At 70.3% G+C, this 17,481-nt stretch carries 14 protein-coding genes; 6 read left to right on the plus strand and 8 right to left on the minus strand.

Annotation, left to right across the window (positions count from 1 at the left end):
• Nucleotides 1-13: 13 nt before the first annotated feature.
• A complete protein-coding gene (locus tag OG194_RS37630) occupies nucleotides 14-1,099 on the minus strand; it encodes an RNA ligase (ATP) (RefSeq protein WP_327405208.1) in 1,086 nt (361 codons plus the stop codon).
• A gap of 100 nt (nucleotides 1,100-1,199) precedes the next feature.
• Between OG194_RS37630 and OG194_RS37635 the strand changes: the two genes are divergently transcribed.
• Entirely contained in the window at nucleotides 1,200-1,937 is a 738-nt protein-coding gene (locus OG194_RS37635) for a hypothetical protein (RefSeq protein WP_327405209.1), read from the plus strand.
• Here OG194_RS37635 and OG194_RS37640 read toward each other — a convergent pair.
• Both OG194_RS37640 and OG194_RS37645 read right to left on the minus strand, forming a co-directional pair.
• Nucleotides 1,883-2,611 (minus strand): 3-keto-5-aminohexanoate cleavage protein, encoded by a 729-nt coding sequence (locus tag OG194_RS37640; RefSeq protein WP_327405210.1) that lies wholly within the window; start codon nucleotides 2,609-2,611, stop codon nucleotides 1,883-1,885. The genes OG194_RS37635 and OG194_RS37640 overlap by 55 nt on opposite strands.
• 50 nt (nucleotides 2,612-2,661) lie before the next feature.
• Nucleotides 2,662-3,621 carry a hypothetical protein gene (locus tag OG194_RS37645; protein ID WP_327405211.1) on the minus strand — a complete coding sequence of 320 codons (960 nt, stop codon included), beginning with the start codon at nucleotides 3,619-3,621 and terminating at the stop codon, nucleotides 2,662-2,664.
• Nucleotides 3,622-4,167: 546 nt separating this feature from the next.
• Between OG194_RS37645 and OG194_RS37650 the strand changes: the two genes are divergently transcribed.
• Entirely contained in the window at nucleotides 4,168-4,974 is an 807-nt protein-coding gene (locus OG194_RS37650) for a G1 family glutamic endopeptidase (protein WP_327405212.1), read from the plus strand.
• A 155-nt stretch (nucleotides 4,975-5,129) separates the two neighbouring features.
• Here the strand turns inward: OG194_RS37650 and OG194_RS37655 are convergent, their stop codons facing one another.
• Nucleotides 5,130-5,732 (minus strand): hypothetical protein, encoded by a 603-nt coding sequence (locus OG194_RS37655; RefSeq protein WP_020684195.1) that lies wholly within the window; start codon nucleotides 5,730-5,732, stop codon nucleotides 5,130-5,132.
• A gap of 222 nt (nucleotides 5,733-5,954) precedes the next feature.
• On the opposite strand from OG194_RS37655, the gene OG194_RS37660 reads away from it, so the two are divergent.
• The gene (locus OG194_RS37660) at nucleotides 5,955-8,738 is read left to right on the plus strand and encodes a penicillin acylase family protein (protein ID WP_327405213.1); all 2,784 of its coding nucleotides are present in this window, start codon (nucleotides 5,955-5,957) and stop codon (nucleotides 8,736-8,738) included.
• On the opposite strand, the gene OG194_RS37665 is transcribed toward OG194_RS37660, so the two are convergent.
• Nucleotides 8,727-10,088, minus strand: coding sequence for a serine-threonine protein kinase (locus OG194_RS37665; RefSeq protein ID WP_327405214.1), 1,362 nt, complete (start codon nucleotides 10,086-10,088; stop codon nucleotides 8,727-8,729). The genes OG194_RS37660 and OG194_RS37665 overlap by 12 nt on opposite strands.
• A gap of 81 nt (nucleotides 10,089-10,169) precedes the next feature.
• Complete coding sequence (locus OG194_RS37670; protein WP_327405215.1) at nucleotides 10,170-11,390, minus strand: exo-beta-N-acetylmuramidase NamZ family protein; 1,221 nt, start codon at nucleotides 11,388-11,390, stop codon at nucleotides 10,170-10,172.
• A gap of 158 nt (nucleotides 11,391-11,548) precedes the next feature.
• On the opposite strand from OG194_RS37670, the gene OG194_RS37675 reads away from it, so the two are divergent.
• Genes OG194_RS37675 through OG194_RS37685 form a run of 3 tightly spaced genes read left to right on the plus strand, consistent with a single transcriptional unit; the run spans nucleotide 11,549 to nucleotide 14,612 of the window.
• The gene (locus tag OG194_RS37675) at nucleotides 11,549-12,313 is read left to right on the plus strand and encodes an SDR family oxidoreductase (protein ID WP_327405216.1); all 765 of its coding nucleotides are present in this window, start codon (nucleotides 11,549-11,551) and stop codon (nucleotides 12,311-12,313) included.
• Nucleotides 12,310-13,992, plus strand: a complete 1,683-nt coding sequence (locus OG194_RS37680; RefSeq protein WP_327405217.1) for a class I adenylate-forming enzyme family protein — start codon at nucleotides 12,310-12,312, stop codon at nucleotides 13,990-13,992. The genes OG194_RS37675 and OG194_RS37680 overlap by 4 nt, the downstream gene beginning before the upstream one ends.
• A 26-nt stretch (nucleotides 13,993-14,018) precedes the next feature.
• Entirely contained in the window at nucleotides 14,019-14,612 is a 594-nt protein-coding gene (locus tag OG194_RS37685) for a TetR/AcrR family transcriptional regulator (protein ID WP_327405218.1), read from the plus strand.
• A gap of 7 nt (nucleotides 14,613-14,619) precedes the next feature.
• Here OG194_RS37685 and OG194_RS37690 read toward each other — a convergent pair whose 3' ends face one another.
• Entirely contained in the window at nucleotides 14,620-15,315 is a 696-nt protein-coding gene (locus OG194_RS37690; protein ID WP_327405219.1) for a response regulator transcription factor, read from the minus strand.
• A complete protein-coding gene (locus OG194_RS37695) occupies nucleotides 15,315-17,309 on the minus strand; it encodes a sensor histidine kinase (RefSeq protein ID WP_327405220.1) in 1,995 nt (664 codons plus the stop codon). Before OG194_RS37695 ends, OG194_RS37690 begins: the two co-directional genes overlap by 1 nt.
• Nucleotides 17,310-17,481 lie beyond the last annotated feature (172 nt).

Genomic DNA, 17,481 nt, shown 5'->3' on the forward strand with positions numbered 1-17,481 from the left:
ACGCGGTGGGGCGTCACTCGTACTCGGTGCCGCCCTTCCGCGTCAGATACGCCGGGCTGACGGCTTTCGCGATCGCCCGACCACCGGTCACCGCGCTGTACCGCTCCGCCGCCGGACGGATCACGACCCCCTCCCGCAGATGCATCCCCCGCCCGGACACGGTCTCCCGCCCGCTCGCGACCTCCAGCACCCGCTCGATGTCGTACGGCCCCTCGTACAGCCGGGGCACCAACGGCAGCTCGCCGCCCAGCAGTTCGGCCGCGTCCAGCCAGCGCACCGCCCCGTCGATCTCGGCGGACACGTCGAACACGGCGTACCCGAGCGTCTCGCGCCGCCCGTCGGCGCCGTACGTCAGGTCCTGCACACCCGCGCCGTACACCTCGCCGAAGATCCCGACCCGGCGCGCGCCCAGTCGCTCGGCGAGTCGGGCGGCGGCCTCGGGGACGCCGTGGCCGCGGACGGCCCGCCAGTACAGATTGCGCGGATCCTCTTTCAGGGCAAGGGACTTGGCGCCGAAGCCTTTGGAGGAGACCTGTACGCGACCGCCCTCCTCCCCGTCCTCGCCCTCGGCGAAGTAGGTCAACAGGCAGGCGGAGCCGTGCAGTTTCTCGGTCAGGACCACAGCCTCGCCCGGTTCGAATATCCCGGGAAACCGCTGGATGTTCTCGATGTCGACCCAGGGCAGCAGATCCGGCGCGTGCTCGACATCACCGTCCATCGTGGGCGGGATCGGCGGCACCCACTTGACGATGCCGAGCCGCTCCGCGAAGTCGGTACCGTCCAGGGCGGCTTGAGCCAGATCGACGTCGGCAAGGGCCTTGGGCCGGCACACGATTCCCTGCGACAGCTCCCCGCGCAGCCGCACCGCCCTGACCCGGTCCGCGTCGCTTCCCGCGAGGCGCCCGGTGAGCCCCAACTCCTCGATGAGCCCGGCCGGAAGCACGGACTGCTCGGGGATGTAGACGGCGGTCTCACCGGTGCGGTACTCGCCCTTGGCGACAACGGCTCGATACAGGCCGACCTGGGCCAGTTCGAGGGCGTCGGCGTTCGGGTGTTCATGGACGGTCAGCACTTCGGCGGTGACGCGCAGCGTCGACATCGGGACTCCTCGGGTTCCTCAGTTGGGTTTCATCGCCCTCAACTGTCCTGATCGGAAAGAGGTGGAGCGACCGATTATGCGGCTGCTAGCTTCGGGATCCATGCCCCTGTCGCCAGCGCTCACCGTCGCCCTCTCGGACATCGACACGGTCTTCAACGGCTTCGCGAGTCCGGGGGAGACCGGCTGTGGTCACTGCCACGGGCCCGAGGAGACCGCGTATCTGCGCACGCCGTACACCCGCGTGCCGCTGGACGTGGTGCAGTACTACCTCTTCGAGGTGCCCGATCACTTCGACGACCACCCGGCTGCGATGCGACGCCTGCTGCCGCAGGCCGCACGGGCGATGGCGGAGGGCACCCTGGGAACGGTCGGCTACGGCGCCCATGGGCTGAGCCGGGTGGACTGGCGTTCCTGGCCGGCCGAGCAGGCCACCGCGATCGAGGCCTTCCTGCACGCCTGGTGGCAGGACACCCTCACCCTGCCCGAGCCGCCCTACGGCATCGACGACACCTTTGAGACCTGCGCCACGATCGCTCGAACCGTGACCCTCTTCCTGGACGGATGGGTCCAGGGTCCGATCGCCGACACGCACCTCGCCGCCTGCACCGACACCTGGCTCGACGACCTGCTGTCCGACGCCTCTCCGTTCAACTGGTGGTACGACGACAGCAAGGACACCGGCGTGGCAGACCTGCGCGCGTGGCTGGTCGGTCCCGGCGCCGCACGCCTCCGCACCCACGGCCATCCCGACCTCGCCACCCGCGCCGAACTCCTCGCCCTGCCCTACGACGAGCGCTGGGCCCACCCGTACTGGACCAACCCCTCCGCCACCAACTGAGCGTTGGACAAGGCCCGTTCACCGTCCGGCAGGAGCAACGTGTCCTCCAGGCCGATGCGGGTCGCCAGCCCCAGCCGCCCCGCGAGCCGGAGCACCGGCCAGGCGCCGCCGTCCTCGCCGTGGAGCAGTACAGGGCGCCCGTGGGCGTTGCCGAGATCGGAGAGCAGCGCCCGCGCCGACGCCTCCGCCGTGTCCGCATCCGGGTCCGTCACCTCCGCCAGGACCCGCAGCACCCTGGCGCGGAGCGGTGACACGGCGAACCGGGCGGCGCCCTCCGTGCCCGACCAGATGCCCGCCTCCACGCCGACACCCCGGTCGAGCAACGCCGTCGCGACCTCCTCCGCACCCGGCTCGTGCCAGTTGACCGAGGCGTGGTCGGGCAGGATCGTCCAGCCGCGCACCCGCTCGACCCGTGCCGCCGGGTCCGGTTCCGCCCAGGCACCCGTGGTCACGCCGACCGGCACGGGCACCCGCGTCCGTATCGCGTCCAGCGTCACCGCGAGGACGCGCGGTGACAACGTGTCGTGTCCGCAAGGGGACTTGGGATGAAGGTGGATGTCCGTGGCCCCCGCCGCGACCGCCTCCACCGCGGAGTCGGCCAACGCCCCGGGCGAGACCGGCACCATCCAGCCGTCGGCGGCCTCACGGGCCCCGTTGAGACAGACCTGCACCATGCCTCGATGGTGTCACCCGCCACTGACAACCGCCCCTGATCCCAGCCCCCTCATCCCCACACCCACCTGATCCCCACCCGGCAGGGCCCCGCCCCCAACGCCACCGCGTGCACCGACCCCGACGCGTCCACCCGGAGCCGTTGTTCGCGGGGGCGCCCGGCACGGGGACGGGGATCGAGGCCGTTCGTGCGGAAGGAGTAACACGTGCGCGGCAGGCACTCCTTCGCGAAACGGACCTCCAGGAGGTGTTCGCGCATCGGGACGTGGATCGTGGTCTCGGCGCGCTGGGAGTAGGGGTGGGGGTCCCGGTGCTCGACCGTGTAGTCGACGATCACGGTCTCGCCGCGCGCCAGGCGTCTGTCGAAGAGCAACTCCGCCGCCACCAGGCCCTCTTCGGGGAGTTCGAGAACCGTGCCGAGCCGCGCCGGTACGGCCACGCGGAAGTACGGCAACGGGCCGGGGGCGTCCAGGCGGTACAGGGCGATCCAGCGGTCCGCGCCGTCCGCCTCGGCGCGCAGCAGGCGCCGGCTGGTCATCGACCGGACGCGGCGGTCGGCGTCCACGTCCACCCGGTTGTGGCAGCTGAGCCGGGTCAGGCTGTCGTCCCAGCGGGTGTCCAGCGTGGCGAGGGCGGCGGTGAGGTCGTGGTGGTCCGACCAGGCCCGGGCGAGGTCGGGGTGGTCGCCGTCCGGCGGCAGCCAGCGGCCGCGGGGCCGGGGCGGGCCCAGCAGGCCGGCCAGCGCTCCGGGCGGCAGCCGTAGGACATCTTCCAGTACGGCGAGTGCCGCCAACGACCGTTGCCGTTCCGGCTGGTAGCGGCCGGACTGCCAGGAGCTGAGCGTGGCCGACGCCACCGGGGTGCCGCGGCGCAGCAGCCGGTCCTGGATCCGGTCCAGACTGAGACCGCTGGCCGCGATGGCCGCCCGCAACGCCTCGTGGAACGGCATCGCCCCGGTGCCGGACGCCGGTTCGTCCGGTCTGGACGCTGCGTTCTCCGGTCTGGGCGCCATATTCTCCGGCCGGGACGCCGTGCTCTCCGCTCTGGACGGTGCGCTCTCGGGTCCGGAGGGCGCGAGCCCCGGTCTGGGATGCGGTGCGCCCTCCGGTCTGGAGCGCGCGTATCCCGGTCTGGAAGGCGGCGTGCTCTCCGGTCTGGGCGCCATATTCTCCGGCCCGGACGCCGCGTTCTCCGCTCCGGACGGTGCGAGCCCCGGTCCGGGATGCGGCGCGTACTCCGGTCCGGAGGGCGCGAGCCCCGGTCTGGAAGGCGGCCCGTACTCCGGGCTGAGTGGCGGCACGTACCCCGGTCTGGAAGTCACGTACTCCAGCTCAAGTCAGGGGCCTCGCGGGGCGGAAGGGCGTTGGCCTGAAGTTTGGTCAGTCTTGCCCGGCGATGGATCAACTTTGAACGAACCTGTCAGATTTCCCGGGTGTTGCGCCGCCAATTCCCGCAAGACTGAAGGAACTTGTCCGTCTTGCCATGCCCATGCAGCCTCGCGGAAGCTGCTGTGCACTGCCGTCACGGCAGCCCCCCACCCCTCGAATGACGGAGAGTCATGTCCGCGAGATCTTCCGCCGGGTTCGTTCTCGTCACCGCCGCCGCCCTCACCGCCGCCCTCGCGACGCCCGCGCTCGCGGCCGCCCCGGGCGCCGCCGCGCACACCCCGGCCCAGCTCACCCAGGCCATAGCGAGCCACGAGAGTCACACACTGCACGGGCTCGCGAAGCCCGGCAAGGTCAACGCCACCGTCTCGTCCACCAACTGGTCCGGCTACGCCGCCACCGGCTCGACCGGCGCGTACACCTCGGTCACCTCGTCCTGGACCCAGCCGAGCGTCAGCTGCTCCTCGGCCACCACGTACTCCTCCTTCTGGGTCGGCCTCGACGGGTACAGCAACTCCGCGCTGGAGCAGACCGGTACGGAAGCCGACTGCATCGGCGGCAAGGCGACCTACGGCGCCTGGTGGGAGGTGCTGCCCGCCTCCGAGAGCGCGTACTCCGGCGTCACCGTCAAGGGTGGCGACAAGTTCACCGCGACCGTGACCTACACCGGCTCCACCTTCACCATGACCCTCGCCGACTCCACCGAGGGCTGGACGAAGACGACCACGCACGCCGGCTCGTCCGGCTTCAAGAACGCCTCCGCCGAGGTCGTCGCCGAGGCCCCCGAGGTCGGCGGCTCGGTCGCGAGCCTCGCCAACTTCGGCACCGTGAACTTCACCGGCGCCAAGGCCGACGGCAGCAACCTGGACACCTACTCGCCGAACGAGATCGTCATGACGAAGAGCAGCAGCTCGACCGTACGGGCCCAGCCGGGCTCCATCTCCGGCGGCAGCTTCTCCGACGTCTGGAAGGCCAACTGACGCCTGCGGCACACCTGTCGCGCATCGTTTCGGGGCTGTCGACGGAACGCCGTCGGCAGCCCTGGCCGTTGCACCGGCAAGCGCAAACCGGCCGGGTCAAAAGGGGGTGCGGCATCCCCGGCGCACCCCTGGCGCCCTTCTTCGGTTCGCCCGGTTCAGGCCGACATGAGCAGCCGTCCCCGCCTGGCGTACGCCAGGGCCTCGGGCGTGAGCACCGGACGCGGTACGACGATGCCGCAGTCCGTGCAGACCGGGCCCGAGGAGGGTTCGTGGGCCAGGTCGTACTTCCACAGGAGGCGTTCCCCGGCGCACACCGGGCACACGGAACCCGGTTCGCGCTCCAGGGCGGCGATCAGCCGTCGCAGCACCTCGGCCAGTGGTTCATGGGGGTGGAGTCGCGGGTCGTCGCACCAGGCGACACCGAAGCCGCCCCAGGTCAGCCGGTGCCAGTCGTCCACGGTGCCCGGGCGGCGGAGCCCGTCGTGCTTCTCCTTCTTGCGGCGTTCGGCGAACCCGACCTCATAGGCGAGCCAGACCTTGCGCGCTTCCTCCAGCTCGTCCAGTGCGGCCACGAGCCGCGCCGGGTCGGGGGAGCGGTCCTCGGGTCCGAACCCGGCCCGGGAGCTCAAGTGGTCCCAGGTCGCCCTGTGCCCATAAGGGGCGAACCGCTCAAGGCACTTGCGCAGCGAGTAGCGCCGTAGCGCCAGATCGCACCGAGGGTCTCGCACCTGTCTCGCCAGACTCCGGAAACCGGCCATCGCCCTGCACCTCCGTCACACCTGCACCTGTACTTCGGTCACCTCGGCGTCGTCGAACGGACGTCGCCGAATAGACGTATCGACAAGCGATTTGGCTCCATCCGATTTCCGATGGCCTCCATAAGCCACTTGCCCGGATCCAAAACTTGACGCATGTTCATCTTCAATCTCGGGGATACCGGCGGTAACGTCCCGCACCACCCACGGTCGGTAGGAGCTGCGATGCCACGGCGCACCCCGCGTAACTTGCTCGACAGACTGAGAACTCCCGGCGGATTCCCCGGGTTCCTGAAGGCCGCATCCGTATGCGCCCTCATTGCCGCCCTTTTGTCCCCCCTTGCCCAGGGGGCGGCCGCGGCGGCGACCGCCTCGAACGACTACTGCGGCGGCCAGTGCTCGGACATCCTCCCGGCCGGCGAGAACGGCAACGCCACCCTCGCCCAGATCCTTCTCAACCAGGTCTTCGGTACCCAGCCCAGCCATGCGGAGGACCAGCTCGGCCCCTATGCCAACCTGGCCACGGGCGCCTCCACGCTGACCGACGCGAAGATCAACACCTTCTTCAACGACGCGTCGTTCGGGGTCCCCGCCGCCAACGTCGCCTCGACCGAGAACCCCAGCGGCCGCACCGACGTGACGATCGTCCGCGACAAGGCGACCGGTGTGCCGCACATCACAGGCACCACGCGCTACGGCACCGAGTACGGCGCCGGATACGCCGCCGGCGAGGACCGGCTCTGGCTGATGGACGTCTTCCGGCACGTGGGACGCGGTCAGTTGACCACCTTCGCCGGCGGCGCGGCCTCCAACCAGGGACTTGAGCAGGAGTTCTACCGCAACGCCCCGTACACCGAGGCCGAGTTGCAGTCCCAGATCGACAACGCCGTCAACAACAACGGCGCCCGCGGCCAGCAGGCCCTCGCCGACGCCAACGCCTATCTGGCCGGCATCAACGCCTACATCGACGCCTCGGACAGCGGTCGTTACTTCCCCGGCGAGTACGTCCTCACCGGCCACAAGGACTCGATCACCAACGCCGGCACGATCGACCACTTCAAGATCACCGACCTGGTCGCGCTGGCCTCCGTCATCGGCACGCTCTTCGGCTCCGGCGGCGGCGGCGAGGTCAACAACGCCCTCTCCCTGCTGGCCGCCCAGGAGAAGTACGGCGTGGAACAGGGCACCAAGGTCTGGGAGTCCTTCCGCGAACGCAACGACCCCGAGGCCGTGCTCACCGTCCACAACGGCGAGAGCTTCCCGTACGGCACCAAGCCCACCACCGCCCAGGGCGAGGCACTCCCTGACGCCGGTTCGGTCTCGACCGAGCCGCTCGTCTACGACGCCACGGGCACCGGCGCGAACCAGAGCGCATCCGCCGCCTCCGCAGCGGCGACCGCGACCGCCCTCAGCTCCGCCAAGCGCGGGATGTCCAACGCCCTTGTGGTGAGCGGCAAATACACCGCGAGCGGCCACCCGATCGCCGTCTTCGGACCCCAAACCGGTTACTTCGCACCGCAGTTGCTCATGCTCCAGGAGATCCAGGGCCCGGGCATCAGCGCCCGCGGCGCCTCCTTCGCGGGACTGAGCATGTACGTCGAACTCGGCCGCGGCCAGGACTACTCGTGGTCCGCCACGACCTCCGGCCAGGACATCATCGACACCTACGCCGTCGAACTCTGCCAGGACGACTACCACTACCTCTTCCACGGCACCTGCACGCCGATGGAGGAGATCGAGCAGAAGAACTCCTGGACGCCCACCACGGCCGACGGCACCGCCGCGGGCTCGTACACGATGAGAGTGTGGAAGACCGAGTACGGACCCGTCGAGTACCGGGCGACCGTCGGCGGGAAGAAGGTCGCCTACACCACCCTGCGCTCGTCCTACATGCACGAGGCCGACTCGATCATCGGCTTCCAGATGCTCAACGACCCGGACTACGTGAAGAGTCCGCAGACCTTCCAGACCGCCGCCCAGCACATCAACTTCACGTTCAACTGGTTCTACGCCGACTCCTCGCACACCGCGTACTACAACAGCGGCAACAACCCGGTGCGGGCCAGCGGTGTCGACCCCGAGTTCCCGATCTGGGGCCAGGCCGCCTACGAATGGCAGAACTGGGACCCGACCACCAACACCTCCGACTACACCCCGGCCTCCGCGCACCCCAACTCCATCGACCAGGACTACTACATCTCCTGGAACAACAAACAGGCGCTCAACTACACGACGGCCAGTTGGGGTGACGGGTCCGTCCATCGCGGCAATCTCCTCGACGACCGGGTGAAGAAACTCGTCGCGGCCGGCGGGATCACCAGATCCTCGCTGGTGAAGGCGATGTCCGACGCCTCGCTCACCGACCTGCGCGCCGAGGACGTCCTGCCCGACATGCTGAAGGTGATCAACAGCAGTGCGGTCACCGACACCACGGCCGCCGCGGCCGTCACCAAGCTCCAGACCTGGCTGACCGCCGGCGGCAAACGCACCGAGACCTCGGCAGGCTCCAAGACCTACGCCAACGCCGACGCCATCCGGATCCTGGACGCCTGGTGGCCCGCACTGGTGAAGGCCGAGTTCCAACCCGGCCTCGGTGACACCCTGTACACCGCGCTCACCAACAACCTGTACATCGACGAGACCCCGTCGGCCGCCCACGGCCCGACCGGGTCGCATGCCGGAAGCTCCTTCCAGTACGGCTGGTGGAGCTACGTCGACAAGGACCTCCGGTCGGTGCTCGGGCAGACCGTGTCCGGTCCGCTGGCCCAGCAGTACTGCGGCGGCGGCAGCCTCAGCGCCTGCCGGGACATCCTGATCAGCACACTGAAGACGGCGGCCGGCGCGACCGCGGCCACGGTCTACCCCGGGGACACCCTGTGCTCGGCGGGCGACCAGTGGTGTGCCGACTCGATCGTCCAGCGGACGCTCGGCGGCATCAAGCACTACAACATCAGTTGGCAGAACCGGCCCACCTTCCAGCAAGTGGTGGAGTACACGTCACACCGGTGACGCCTGAGCGGCGGCGGGCCGGTCGATCCGGCCCGCCGCCAGCACCACCCGGGCGAGTTCGGGGTGCACGATGTCGCTGTGCGCCCCCGTCGGAGGCTCGCCGTGACACACCACCGCACAGGTGTCGACGTTCACGCAACCCGACGCGGGAAGCGGTGAGTCGAGAGCCTCGGCGAGGGTCAGCGAACGGGTGCCCGGCACCCCCTGCACCCCGTCGTGGCCCATCGCACCCCACTTGTCGCCCAGCACCCGGACGATGTCCACGGCGGCGAACGAGCAGTCGTCGTCCGCCATCCGGGAGGCCAGCGGATAGATCGTGCCGAGCGCCGAGTCGCAGTGCGAGTAGCAGCACACGAGGGGTCCGTCGACGCGGTTCTGCTGGCCCTGAAGGACACCTCCGGTCCGCGGGTCGTCCGGCAGCCGGGCCGCGAACGCGTAGTGGGAGAAGGCCCCTTGAAGGAGCGTCACCGACTTGACCGAGTGCACTCCCTCGGGCAGACCCCGTAGCGCGAACGACACCAGACGCCCGCCGAAACTGTGCCCCACGAGATGCACCCGCACCTCCGGCGCCACCGCCGCCAGCCGCCCGATCGCCGGGCCGAGCCCGCGCTCACCGACCGTGCCCGCGCGTCTCTTCATCGCGAAGTACGCCGCCTGCCGCAGCAGCTCCCGCGCACCATTCCACGGGTTCGGCAGCGCGAACTCCGTTACCGGGCCCGGGGATCGAGGGGCCGCGAGGTGGGCCAGCGCCTGCGCGAACTGCCCGCACACCTCGGCCGTACACCCGACCGCGAACATCCGCGGCTCGCACTGCGGCACCCCCTCCGCCAGCGTGTCCGCGCCGAACAACGCCTGCGGCCCCGGCGGCACCATCTCCACCAGCGTCCGCACCAGCCGCCCGAACTCCTCCAACTCGGCGTCCTGCGGCGGCTGTTGGTCCAGCATCCGGGCGATCTGGTCGATCACCGGCGCCTTGCCCGGGAAGGCGTCGAGGAGTGCGTGCCGGGTGTCGGCGTCGAGGGTGGGCCGCGCCAACTCGGCTACGGCTGCCGGTGATTGCGGAAAATCCGGAATCGGCTGGTCCGGGAACTCCATGGATGGCCAGATCACGCCCACGTACCCGATCGCGGCCCTCGGTGCGAGGCGCGGAATCGGGGCGAAGAAGCGGCTGTAGAGCCGGGTCGCGCCGGCGCGTTGGTTGTTCCACCCGTGCGCGAAGACGATCAGGTCACCGACCCCGCGCTGCCGCACCTCGCTCAGCAGCCGGTCGCGTTCTCCCTGGTCGACGTCGCCGTCGGCGTCGAAGGTCAACTCCCAGTAGGGGCTCACACTCATCGCCGGATCCGCCATGACCGGCCTCCTTGTTCCCCGAAGTGGTGCGATGTGGGCGCATCGTCCCGCTACCGGTGAAGATTGGCCATACGTCACGACTCACTTGTAGAGGAGGTATTCAGTTCGAACCCGTCGGAAGGTCCTCAACTCCTCCTGCCAGCCCGCCACCACCTCGTCTGTGCCGGCCCCCGCGTCGATCGCTGTACGCACCCGCGCGGACCCGGTGAGCTTGTCGATCCAGTTGTCCGAGCGCCAACCGAAGCCGCTCCAGACCTTCTTGGCGGTCACCAACAGCGCGATGCCGGTGCGGACAGGGTCGTAGGCGGCCCGGTCGTGGATGTGGATCTCGACCCCGCCGACGGTCCTGCCCTCGAACTTGGAGAAGGTGGGCGCGAAGTACGCCTCCCTGAAGTGCACACCGGGCAGCCCGAGTTGATTCACCGCGGCCGCCCATCGCCCGTCGATCCCTTCCGCGCCGAGCAGTTCGAAGGGGCGGGTGGTGCCGCGGCCCTCGGACAGGTTCGTGCCCTCGAAGAGACATGTCCCCGAGTACACGAGCGCGGTGTCCGGCGTCGGCATGTTGGGACTCGGCGGCACCCACGGAAGCGACCAGGCGTCGTAGAACTCCGAACGCTTCCAGCCCGTCATCAGTACGGTCTCCAGGGGGACGGGCTTTGTCAGGAACTCCCCGTTGAACAAGCGGGCCAGCTCGGCGACCGTCATGCCGTGTGCCTGTGCGATGGGTTGCCGGCCGACGAAGGTCGCGAACTCCTTGTGCAGGACCGGGCCTTGGGCCGATCTTCCGGTTACCGGGTTGGGGCGGTCGAGGACGACGAAGCGTTTGCCGGCGAGTCGGGCCGCCTCCATGCAGTCGTAGAGGGTCCAGATGTAGGTGTAGAAGCGGGCGCCCACGTCCTGGATGTCGAAGACGACGGTGTCGACGGCGGCGGTCCTGAAGATGTCGGCGAGGGGTCGGCCGCTCTTCAAGTACGTGTCGTAGACCGGGAGTTTGGTTGCCGGGTCGGTGTAGTGGCCCTCGGAGCCGCCGGCTTGAGCTGTTCCTCGGAAGCCGTGTTCTGGGCCGAAGACTGCGGTGAGGTTCACATGGGGGCTGGTGTGCATCACGTCGACGATGTGGTGGGCGTCTCTGGTGATGCCGGTGGGGTTGGTGACGATTCCGATGCGTTGGCCGTTGAGCTGGGTGTAGTCGTTTGCGGTTAGTTGTTCGAAGCCGGTGCGTAGGTTCTGGGGTTTGGTGGGTGCGGGGGTGAGGGTTGCCGCCGGTGCCGATGCCAGGAGGGTTCGTCTTGTGAGGGGCATGCGGGCACGGTATGAGCTTCCGCGTGTAGTTCGTAGAGTGCGCGCCGTATGTGGCTGGTCGCGCAGTTCCCCGCGCCCCTAAGGGAAACTGCTCTTCCGGTGTTACATACCGACCGGTTAGTCTGGCTGGGCAGTGGAGCCGCAGTCGAAGGAGACCGATGGTGGAAGCCGTTCAGGGTGCCGGGGTAGTCGTCACGGGGGCTGGGGGTGGCATCGGGGCTGCGCTTGCGCGGCGGTTCGCTGCCGAAGGGGCCCGGGTCGTGGTGAACGACCTGGATGCCGACCGTGTGAAAGCCGTCGCCGATGAGATCGGGGCGATCGCTGTGCCCGGGGATGCCTCCGCTGTTGTGGGGGAAGCCCGGGACGCCCTCGGTGGGACCGTCGACATCTACTGTGCCAACGCCGGGGTCGGCTCCGGTGGGTCTGAGGCGGCCGGGGAGGGCGTCTGGGCGCTGGCCTGGGACGTCAACGTCATGGCTCATGTGCGGGCCGCCGAGGCGTTGATCCCGGGGTGGCTGGAGCGGGGCGACGGGCGGTTCGTGTCCACCGTGTCGGCGGCCGGGCTGCTCACCATGATCGGGGCCGCGCCCTACAGCGTCACCAAGCACGGGGCGTACGCCTTCGCCGAGTGGCTGTCCCTGACGTACCGGCACCGGGGGATCAAGGTCCACGCGATCTGTCCGCAGGGTGTGCGTACCGACATGCTGGCCGCCACCGGTAGCGCGGGTGACCTGGTGCTTCAGCCGACGGCCATTGAGCCCGATGCCGTTGCCGATGCTCTGATGAAGGGGATCGAGGAGGAGCGGTTCCTGATCCTGCCGCATCCTGAGGTCGCGGGTTATTACCAGGCCCGGGCCGCCGAACCGGATCGTTGGCTGACCACCATGAACCACATTCAGCAGAAGTGGGAGGCCGGAGAGTGACCGACTCCCTGTATGCCGCCAAGCCGTGGGTGGGGCTGCTCAACGAGGCCCAGCGTGGGCCGGTCAGTCCGGACGACTCCCTGGTGCACGCCCTGCGCCGGGTGGTCGGTGAGACTCCTGACCGGACCTACCTCACCTATTTCGACGGGCGGCTCAGTTATCGCGAGGTCGACGAGCTGAGTGACTCCGTCGCCGGGTATCTGGCCGCGCGGGGGCTTGAGCAGGGTGACCGGGTCGCCGTGCTGCTGCAGAACTCGCCGCACTTCGTGATCGCGCTGCTCGGTGCCTGGAAGGCGGGCGCGATCGTCGTGCCGGTCAACCCGATGTACAAGTCGGGGGAGGTCACCCATGTCCTGCGGGACGGTGAGGTGGCCGCGCTGATCTGTACCGACCGGGCCTGGGAGTCGTATCTGCGCGAGACGGCCACGGCGGCCGAGCAGAGCGGGTCTCCCGTGCGGATCGTGCTCACCGCGTGCGAGTTGGATTTCCAGACCCGCAACGACGCGCGCGTGCTCACCTTCGAGCGGCTCCCGCAGGCCGCCGACGCCGAGGACCTGGTGGCCGTGGCCGAGGCGGGGCACAAGGCGCCCGACGGGCGTGAACCGGCGCCTGCCGACATCGCGTTGATCAGCTACACCTCGGGGACGAGCGGTGCCCCGAAGGGTGCCACCAACACCCACGCCAACATCCTGTACAACGCCGAACGGCAGCGCACCGGGCTCGGACTGCCGGACGCGCCCGTCTACTTCGCGATGGCGCCGCTGTTCCACATCACCGGGATGGTCTGCCAGTTGGGCGCCTCGCTCGTCAGCGGGGGCTCGCTGGTGCTGGTGTACCGGTTCGAGGGCGGGGTCGTGCTCGACGCGTTCGCCGAGCACAAGCCGCACTACACGGTCGGCCCGTCCACCGCCTTCATGGCGCTCGCCGCGCACCCGGCCGTCACCCCGGACCACTTCGCGTCCTTCCGGAACATCTCCTCCGGCGGTGCCCCGGTGCCGCCCGCCCTGGTGGAGAAGTTCCGGGCCGGCTTCGGGCCGTACATCCGCAACGGCTACGGCCTCACCGAGTGCACCGCGCCCTGCGCCTCCGTACCGCCCGACCTGGAGGCGCCCGTCGACCAGGCGTCCGGGACGCTGGCCGTGGGCGTGCCGGGGCCCGACACCGTCGTACGGATCGTCGACGACCTGGGTGCCGAGGTGCCCTTCGGCGAGCAGGGCGAGATCGTGGTGCGTGGGCCGCAGGTCGTGCCCGGGTACTGGCGGCGGCCCGAGGCCACCGCCGAGACCTTCCCGGACGGCGAACTGCGCACCGGCGACATCGGGTTCATGGACCCGCAGGGCTGGCTGTACGTCGTCGACCGCAAGAAGGACATGATCAACGCGTCCGGCTTCAAGGTGTGGCCGCGCGAGGTCGAGGACGTGCTGTACACCCACCCGGCGGTGCGCGAGGCCGCCGTCGTCGGCGTACCTGACGGGTATCGCGGCGAGACCGTGAAGGCGTACATCAGTCTCCGTCCGGGCGCCGAAACCGACCCCGATGAATTCGCCGTGTACTGCAAGGAGAGACTGGCCGCCTACAAGTACCCCCGCCAGGTGGAGATCCTGCCCGACCTGCCGAAGACGGCAAGTGGGAAGATCCTCCGGCGGGAACTGCGTTCCCGGTCGCACGACAGCGAGTGAACAGCCAGAAAAGGCAGGTGGCGGCAGTGCCCAGGACGACCGACGGAGACGGGGCCCCCGTCCCGCAGCGGCTCCTCGCCGCCGCCACCAGGCTTTTCGCCGAGCAGGGCTACGACCGCACCTCGGTGCAGGAGATCGTCGAGGCCGCGGGCGTCACCAAGGGGGCGCTGTACCACTACTTCGGCTCCAAGGACGACCTCCTGCACGAGGTGTACGCGCGCGTGCTGCGCGTCCAGCAGGAGCGCCTTGAGGTGTTCGCGAACGCCGACGAGCCGATCGAGAAACGGCTGCGGGCCGCCGCCGCCGACGTCGTCGTGACGACGATCGACAACCTCGACGACGCGTCGATCTTCTTCCGGTCCATGCACCACCTCAGCCCGGAGAAGAACAAGCAGGTGCGTGCCGAGCGCCGGCGCTACCACGAGCGCTTCCGCGGGCTCGTCGAGGAGGGCCAGCGCGCGGGCGTCTTCTCCACGGCGACCCCGGCCGACCTCGTCGTCGACTACCACTTCGGCTCGGTCCACCACCTGTCGACCTGGTACCGCCCCGGCGGCCCCCTGACGCCCCAGGAGGTCGCCGACCACCTGGCGGACCTGCTGATGCGGGCGCTGCGGCCGTAGTACGCCCTCACGCGTCCGGTGGGTGGGTGAGCCCCGCCTCCCGGGCCCAGGCCGCCGCCTGCGCGCGGTCGGTGACGCCCAGCTTGGCCAGCACCGCCGACATGTGGTTGCTGACCGTCTTCGGGGACAGGCCCAGGCGCGTGGCCACCGCCGAGTTCGGCCTGCCGTCGGCGATCAGGGCGAGGACGTCCCGTTCGCGCGGGGTGAGTGTCGGGCACGGGTCGGGCCGGTCCGGGGGCCGGCTGAGCTGGCCCAGCACCCGCCTCGCGACACCGGGACCGAAGATGGCCTCACCGGCGGCCACCGCCCGGATCGCCCGGACGATCTCGTCCTGACCCGCGCCCTTGAGCACATAGCCCAGGGCGCCCGCCCGCATCGCGGCGAACACCGAGTCGTCCTCCTCGACCATGGTGAGCATCAGCACGGCCACCCGGGGCGCCACCCGGCCGATCTCCCGGGTCGCCTCGATGCCGTTCAGATCGGGCATCCGGATGTCCATCACCACCACGTGCGGGCGCAGGGTCACCGCCGCCCGCACCGCCTCCCGCCCGCTCGCGGCGACCCCGACGACCCGCACGCGCGGGGTGCCGTCCCGCACCGACTCCAGGAGCGCGGCCAGCCCGGTACGGACCACGGGATGGTCGTCGGCGAGCACGACCCGCAGCGCGTCCCCGTCGTCCGCACTCCCAGGTTCTCCTGCCATCACATCGCCTCCCCCAACGGCAGCGTCGCCACCACCCGCCCCTGCCCCGCCACACACCGGCCGCCCAGCTCCGCCGCGCGCTCCTGCATCGACGTGATGCCCACGCCCGGCGTCCACGCGGTCTCCTCGTCCACCGGCGAACCGTCGTCGCACACCTCCAGACGCAGCCCCTCGCCGATCTCGATGTGCAGGTCCACATGGGAGGCCCGGGCGTGCCGGGCCGCGTTGGTCAGCGCCTCGATCGCGATGCGGTACGCGGCCACCTCTACGGCGGCGGGCAGTGCGGGCAGCCGCTCCGGCGCCCGGACCCGCACCTCGATCGGGGTGCCGTCCGCCCGCCAGGACAACCGCACCGCACGCTCCCGCAACGCGCCCAGCAGCCCCAACTGGTCCAGATCCGGCGGCCGTAGACCATCCACCAGCCGGCGCACCTCCGCGACCGCGCCCCCGACCTCGGACCGCAGCTCGGTGAGCAGCGCCGCCGCCCGGTCGGGATCGAAGGTCAGCAGATTGCGTACGGCGTCCGCCTGGAAGGCGGCTCCGGCGAGGGTGGGTCCGAGCCCGTCGTGCAGATCACGGCGGAGCCGGCGGCGTTCCTCCTCGCGTGCGGCGACGATCCGTTCGCGGGAGTGCTGGAGCTGGCGGGTGAGGTCGGTGGCGTGCAGTGCGGCGGCCAGCGGTACGGCGAGCAGCTCCAGGACCGCCAAGTCCGGGGTGGCGGGCTGCTGTTCGCCGGGGCGCAGGCCGATCACCAGCGCGCCGACCGTGCGGCCGTCGTAGTCGAGCGGTATGGCGTGGATGCGTTCGCCCGGCTCGCCCCAACTCCCGTCCGTCACCCCGGACTTCGACTCCACGCACACGTACGGCAGCCGCAGCGCCTCGCCCACCGCCTCCGGGACCGCGCCGACGCCGGTACCGGCCAGCCGTTCGCCGATGCGGGAGACCGCGCGCACCGGGTCGTGCCGGTCGCCGTACAGGGCGTGGTCGACGGTGCGTTGGAGGAGGCGGCGGGCGGGTTCGAAGGCGGCGGCGAGGGTGACCGCGATCAGCGCCGGGCCGAGCAGCGCGGGGTCGGGGTTGAGGAGGGCCTGGACCGAGGTGACGAGGCCGACGTAGGTGATGGCCACGCCGACCGTGAGCGCGCCGTAGAGCAGGCTGCGGGAGACGACGAGGCGGATGTCGAGCAACTCCTCGCGGACCACGGCGATCATGATGGCGGTCGGCAGGAACAGGGTGCAGCACGAGGTGTAGACCGCCGGGAAGCCCGTGATCTGGAGGGCCACGCTCAGTGCCAGCGGCAGCATTCCCGCGAACAGCCACAGGAGTCGGCGGCGGTCCTGTTCGTTGCCGCGCCGGTAGCGGACGAACATGACCGCGAACACGGCTGCCAGCACCAGACAGGCCTTGGCGGTCTCGATGTCGCGCAACGCGGGCATCCAGCCGTCCGGCACCGGGAGGTAGGACGGTTGGGCCGGCGTCCCCCGGTACAGCCCCCAGTCGTCCCGTGCCCAGATGGCGAAGTCGAGCGGGGAGGACAGGAGTTGGGCGACCAGGGCCCAGCGCCAGCGGCGGTCGGGCAGCCGTCCGTCGGGGAACAGGAAGAACACGAGGACGAACGCCGTGGAGCTGCCGGCGATCCAGGTGTGGCGGCCGATGGTGGTGAGCGCGTGCAGCAACTCGGGGGACCAGCCCAGCCGTAGCCCCTGCACGGCCAGCCCGATCGACAGACCCGTGAACGCGTGGCCAAGACCGTACGCGATCAGCAGCCAGCCGATGGGATTGCGCGGCCGGTGCAGCGCGATCACCGTGCCGCACACCGGGTAGGCGAGACCGACCGCCAGGTCGACGACCATGTCGTAGCGGATCACGTCCGCCGTGGAGACCCCGGCAGCCGCCAACGCGACCGCCCCGACGGCCACTTGGAGTGCCGCCAGCCCCAGCAGCGCGTACGCCGCCGCCGTGCGTAGCGGTGTGCGCCCGTCGCGGTCGTCCATGCGTCCCATCGTGGGGGCGCGGCGCCCGGGTGTCCCGGGAACGCTTCCCGGTCCACCCGGGAGAGGTCCCCGGCGCCGCCCGAGGGCGTCCCCTCAACTCCCGGCCCCAGTCGCCGTGATGCTCGTAGCAGCGGAACGGCGGGTACACCGCCGGACCGACCGACAGGAACCA

It is taken from the genome of Streptomyces sp. NBC_01288, from assembly GCF_035982055.1.
Taxonomy (GTDB): Bacteria; Actinomycetota; Actinomycetes; order Streptomycetales; family Streptomycetaceae; genus Streptomyces.

Excerpts from the sequence above, each read along its gene's own strand:
- OG194_RS37630 (WP_327405208.1), bottom strand. The coding sequence starts at position 1,099 with ATGTCGACGCTGCGCGTCACCGCCGAAGTGCTGACCGTCCATGAACAC.
- OG194_RS37635 (WP_327405209.1), top strand. The coding sequence starts at position 1,200 with ATGCCCCTGTCGCCAGCGCTCACCGTCGCCCTCTCGGACATCGACACG.
- OG194_RS37640 (WP_327405210.1), bottom strand. The coding sequence starts at position 2,611 with ATGGTGCAGGTCTGTCTCAACGGGGCCCGTGAGGCCGCCGACGGCTGG.
- OG194_RS37645 (WP_327405211.1), bottom strand. The coding sequence starts at position 3,621 with ATGGCGCCCAGACCGGAGAACGCAGCGTCCAGACCGGACGAACCGGCG.
- OG194_RS37650 (WP_327405212.1), top strand. The coding sequence starts at position 4,168 with ATGTCCGCGAGATCTTCCGCCGGGTTCGTTCTCGTCACCGCCGCCGCC.
- OG194_RS37655 (WP_020684195.1), bottom strand. The coding sequence starts at position 5,732 with ATGGCCGGTTTCCGGAGTCTGGCGAGACAGGTGCGAGACCCTCGGTGC.
- OG194_RS37660 (WP_327405213.1), top strand. The coding sequence starts at position 5,955 with ATGCCACGGCGCACCCCGCGTAACTTGCTCGACAGACTGAGAACTCCC.
- OG194_RS37665 (WP_327405214.1), bottom strand. The coding sequence starts at position 10,088 with ATGGCGGATCCGGCGATGAGTGTGAGCCCCTACTGGGAGTTGACCTTC.
- OG194_RS37670 (WP_327405215.1), bottom strand. The coding sequence starts at position 11,390 with ATGCCCCTCACAAGACGAACCCTCCTGGCATCGGCACCGGCGGCAACC.
- OG194_RS37675 (WP_327405216.1), top strand. The coding sequence starts at position 11,549 with ATGGTGGAAGCCGTTCAGGGTGCCGGGGTAGTCGTCACGGGGGCTGGG.
- OG194_RS37690 (WP_327405219.1), bottom strand. The coding sequence starts at position 15,315 with ATGGCAGGAGAACCTGGGAGTGCGGACGACGGGGACGCGCTGCGGGTC.
- OG194_RS37695 (WP_327405220.1), bottom strand. The coding sequence starts at position 17,309 with ATGGACGACCGCGACGGGCGCACACCGCTACGCACGGCGGCGGCGTAC.